The 4863-nt window shown below is 46.0% G+C and carries 3 protein-coding genes; 1 reads left to right on the top strand and 2 read right to left on the bottom strand.

Annotated elements, in window-relative coordinates; genetic code table 11:
- Positions 1-161: 161 nt before the first annotated feature.
- Complete coding sequence (locus tag ACR2PX_RS17525) at positions 162-3026, bottom strand: ankyrin repeat domain-containing protein (RefSeq protein WP_434000652.1); 2865 nt, start codon at positions 3024-3026, stop codon at positions 162-164.
- Positions 3027-3354: 328 nt separating this feature from the next.
- On the opposite strand from ACR2PX_RS17525, the gene ACR2PX_RS17520 reads away from it, so the two are divergent.
- Positions 3355-4683, top strand: a complete 1329-nt coding sequence (locus ACR2PX_RS17520; RefSeq protein WP_434000651.1) for a hypothetical protein — start codon at positions 3355-3357, stop codon at positions 4681-4683.
- Between the two features lie 72 nt (positions 4684-4755).
- On the opposite strand, the gene ACR2PX_RS17515 is transcribed toward ACR2PX_RS17520, so the two are convergent.
- The coding region (locus ACR2PX_RS17515) for a zinc ribbon domain-containing protein (RefSeq protein ID WP_433997355.1) at positions 4756-4863 on the bottom strand (108 nt) is incomplete at its 5' end.

Raw genomic sequence — 4863 nt, 5'->3', positions numbered from 1 at the left:
CGTAGTGAGGGTGTTGCACACATGTCTGATCCTTCAGAAATTTTGATCCTTACAAATCAATCGTCTCCTGAAGGCTATTTCTGTTGCAACCCCTCACTTTTCATCAGCCAACCTGTAAAAGCCCCCTTTTTTATCTGGGCTCGGTTCCGCGCTGTTGTAGTTCAAAAAACCGAATAGCCATAATCATCACAAATAGCCCTGAGGTCCCTACCAAACAGCTTTCCGGGCATTTCCGCTTTTTGCTGGCACCAAGGGGTAAAGTCCTGTCCTGTAGCCAACTGCCCGTATGAGTCGCAGTGCTCTCCGGTGGATAAACATGAGCCCAATGGTTTAAGGGATAGACAGTTACAGATCGGATGTATGTGGCTGAACTCTCCTTCCAGCCCTAAATCCTGAAGGACTTTTGCAGCCTGAATTCTGAGTCCTTCTGTACTTGCAGTGAAGCGTGTTTTATCTCGACCAATCAGAGCATCCCGGTAATTTTTCAGGCCGTTATAAACGGGGCTCAACTCTATCTGACTGCTACCCCCCTTAAAACTATTTTTGAGAGCGCCGCCTTCATAAAGGATATGAGATAAAACTAATATTTCTTTTATGTCTATTCCAAAAAGAATGGACAGAGCGAAGAAAGAAGATGCTTCTTCTATTTTCGTAGGAGGCAGTTCAATAAAAGATAAGCGCCCACCTGGACTTTTGAAGGGAAGCCATCCATTTGGATTCGCACCATCAATCAAAAGGGATGACATAGTGCCGAATGGCAAAACCTCTTCGCTTGCGAGGAAGGGGCTCTCATTAGCTGCTGAAACGAGTTCATAGTAGCTATAATAGATCGTATCAGTCAAAATGCGGTCAAGTGGCGATATTCTTTTATTACCACTATATTGCCTCACCCATTCAAACCTATCTTCTCTTTGGGCAGTTTGAGTTATAGTCATTCGTGCAAAAAAACTATCAACAAACAAATTATGTGTTGGTGGGTAGATGACCCCCATGTTGTAAACACTAAACCAGAATAACTGCAACACAGCTGTTGATTCCTGATCTCCGTTTATAATGGCGTTCTTCATTAGCTCAGGGTAGGTTTTCAGTAGATCTGAGGAATCTTTACTCTGGATCAACAGGCGAAATAAAGCCCGGGATTGTTTTTTTTCAAGCAAATGATGAACCACGGTTTTAGATTGTTTGTCTGTCGGAAATCCCCCCACCCCGAAATCTACCAGATAATGATAAACTTCATCCTGCTTCTGTGTTCCAATAAGCATTGCTGCCAGATGGAGCGGAGAGAACCCGAATGGATCATCCTCATGAATTTCCCAAGGCTTGAAATAATCTGGAATCGCAATGGCTGTACCCGAGCCGATGTCTTCACCTCCAGCCAACTCTCCTTGGCAAATTGCCGACATGACAGGCCACTCATGCTCTCGCAACAGATACAGAGCGCAAGGGTTGCCACGCAAAAGAATCCAGCCCGCCTCAAAATGATGGCGATCAAGCAACCAGAGTCCGAGCTCTCCCAATAATTTTTTCTGTTCAGGCAAGCCAGTGCTTATCTCCGCCAGGTATCTGTGAGCCATTCCGGGGGTCTGGAGCACCTCCTCAAGATCCTGTCTGTCCAGACCGGCAAATAATGCATGTCCCGTGATATCAGCCAGTGCAAGAAGCAATTCAGTGAACCCTTTGTTCTGAATCCCGAGCTTCAGAGGAGTAAGCCCTGAACGGTTTGACTGATTAGGATCAAGACCTTGTTCAAGGAGATACTCTACAAGTTCCGCGTTCTCCGACAACACCGCTTTATGCAGGAGCGACTCATGACTGGAGTCCAGAACAAACAGGTCGTGCCCCTGTATTACCAGATCCTTGATAGCCTGCATATGACCAGCCAAAGCCAGATGATGAAGTACAGTCTTTCCCTCTGCATCCTTTTCGTCGGGGGGATACCGCCGCCCCAGCAAACCCTCCATTTCCCGTGCATATTCAAAATTATTCGTTGCAAATGCCAGGAATAGCGGCGTCTGTTGCTGATGATTTTTCTCGGCCAGTGCCTTTTTGAAGAACTTATTAACGTCAGCGCAATCCTGACTGAACCAGGTCGATAGGTAGTAACATCTCATACTTTTCAGAGCCAGCCAGGCACGATTATCCAAACCCATTCCACGTACAACACTGTGAAGCAGATTATCGCCGTTGCGATTAGGCGTCAGCAACAAAGCTTCCACCCCAAGCAACTCCGTTATGTGGTCAATAGACCAGGGCGACATAGACTCCCCAATGATATCAATCAGTCTTTCAGGTGTATTTTCAAACAACACTCTGGCAATGCGTTTGAAACACTCATGACAGATCAGGCGAGAAAAACCATATTCCTTTGATAGATGGCTAAAAAGTTCAAGCCTCCTCTCATGAAAAATGGAAACAAGACTTTCCGGTTGGTTTTCCATTGCCTGAAGGCTATTCAGATCTGATTTTCTGATGAAGTTTTCAAACGAATCCCACAGGGCTTTAACGGACATGGAATCACCTTGATCAAAACTACCTATTAATTCATACAAGGATTCATAACTGTAGCCCAGCCAGTCATTCTCATTCACCTTAACTGCTAACTGTAAATTAGTCGGCTCAAGTTCAAAGTTGCGCCAGTGTTCGTCATTCAACTTCATGCCTAGATCAGCAAGAACATTCAGCGCCTTGATACGCCCTTCTGTTTTAAGCAGTTCCGCCCCTGATTTGTTGACCAGATAACTGAAAAGGGTTCCATCCCTATGAGTTTGAAGACCATAATCCTTGTTATAAATGACATTCAGCATGGCAGGAGTTGCATTAATCAACTGTCTGGCCCGCTCGAGCCCTCCCATCATAGCAGCCTGTTGTAGCTCCTGAAGCCGGGCTATCTTTTCATGATGACCCTGAACCTGGGTCGAAACATCCCAATAGTCCGCAGACTGCGGCTGTTTAACTGCCGGTGCTTCAGCATTCGCCAGAAAGGGAAGAACACAAAAAGCAAATAGATTTCGTCTTAATTCTTTCATGTCTTTTTCATTACTGGCTACAGACAGTCCTTTTTTATAATACACAAACCACAATTAAACCCTGCCAAGTTAGAAAGGGCGCTGTTCGGTGGTGAAGTTGGAGCTTTGATATCCCTGACGTGCCAAGGAAATGCAGTTTCTGCTGACTTCCAAACAACTTTGCAACTGAACAGTGCCGTTAGAAAGTGAATGTCTCAAGCTCAGAGGCTGAGCGCGATTATTTCTCGCATGCATGAAACGAAGACAATCAACATGCATTTTCAAATGAGTATTGATTTAAAAGCCCACTACGATAGTAGCTCTTTTTCAAAAAATTATGATTTTTTTCATGTCATGGAACCTTCTGCGCTCTGAAGCGTCTACGATCTGTTATCTGGTTTCAGGCATAAGACTTATGGACTGCGCTCAAATTATCAGATCGTATCTGATGACTCTGATTCTTGTCGTGGTGGCTCCTGTATGGGCCGATGACGACAGCAATGACCCTGTGTTCAATTTTGGTCATGGGGTCTGGAGTGGCTATGTCCAGCCAGTTTCCAGCATGTTCAGCGTCCCTGAATCTGTTGAGGAACTCCTTGGGCGTATGGCGGGATTGACTTTGCATACGGCAGAATATGTCACCGACAGCCAATATCATTATTCACCCAGCCATGATGTCAGCTGGGGGTGCTCCAGACGGTGTGAGGAACATAAGCAGTACCTGCAGAAAGTATTGCCGCGTGGCTATTGGCGATATAGCCGCCAGTTTCATGTCGCTGCAGCGCCTTACGCTATGGCACTGGGTTCTGGCATCGGACTGTACGGAACAACCAGGCAAATAGCCAACAGCCTTCGTCTGTATATACATGACGACCAGAAAGAGGAAGGAATTCGCCTGCTGTCCAGTAAAATCAGCGCCAACCTCTACAAGACGCTGAAAGATATGATTTATGACTATGACTATGACGAAGTGGATAACTGCATATTTCGTTGCGGCCTGGTTCAGATAGATATTTACGCCCTGCTGCAGAACAGCTTCAGAGCCCAGTATGAAGTAGAAACCAGAGCCAGTGAGGTTTACGGTTTAATACAGGCATCCCATGGCTGGGGAAGCCGGGCGCGTTACGACACGGCATCAACCGCCAATTACCTCAATAAAAAACTGGGCATTAAGCACGATGATTATGTCACTCTGCGCAATCAGTTTTTAAGTAATAAAGCACACCATTACGAGAGTCAGACTGATTTGGACCGATTAATACGCGTCATTGTTTATATACTGACCGCCAACCAATATCAGTGGCTGGAAATGCAGGCTGGTCAATCAGCCGAAGAGCTTGAAGCGAAAATCATACAGTACGCTGGAAATATCACGATCATTGCTTACCAGCTATTGCTGGAGTGGCTTAACCATCCCGGTAGCCTGCACTCCTGTTATTATAATCGCTGCTATGGCTTCTGGTCCTACCTTTTATGGCCGTTTAACTTAATGGGTGCCGTTGAGTCTCTGGACCACATAGCCCCGGAACCTTTGACAGGCCACCCTTACGCTTTAGACCGTGAGCTGTTTGACTGGTATCTGCTGACATGGACAGACTATAAAACGGCAACAGCGGTTTTCGAAGCTTTCAAAGCCTATTACAAAGAGCAGGTTTGCTCTGATTATGATGACACCTGAAACCGGAAAAATTTGCCATTCCAGTTGTGCATTTCTACTCGCCTGAATTCAAATCTTGACATCCTCCCCGCCCTAAAGAACGGGGATTCCTACAGCTAGACGGTCATGCCCGACCGCAAGAATGTTTCTTGCTGCGTTTACGTCACGCAGATGTTCAGCTCCGCACTCTGAACAGACCCA

The sequence above is a fragment of the Endozoicomonas sp. genome (assembly GCF_051008435.1).
Classification (GTDB): domain Bacteria; phylum Pseudomonadota; class Gammaproteobacteria; order Pseudomonadales; family Endozoicomonadaceae; genus Endozoicomonas_A.
The sequence above is the reverse complement of the archived record's forward strand: the minus strand, read 5'-3'. Positions and strand labels throughout refer to the sequence as shown.

What these genes read in the sequence shown, in the direction of transcription:
- ACR2PX_RS17525 (WP_434000652.1), bottom strand. Translation starts at nt 3,026, where the DNA reads ATGAAAGAATTAAGACGAAATCTATTTGCTTTTTGTGTTCTTCCCTTT.
- ACR2PX_RS17520 (WP_434000651.1), top strand. Translation starts at nt 3,355, where the DNA reads ATGTCATGGAACCTTCTGCGCTCTGAAGCGTCTACGATCTGTTATCTG.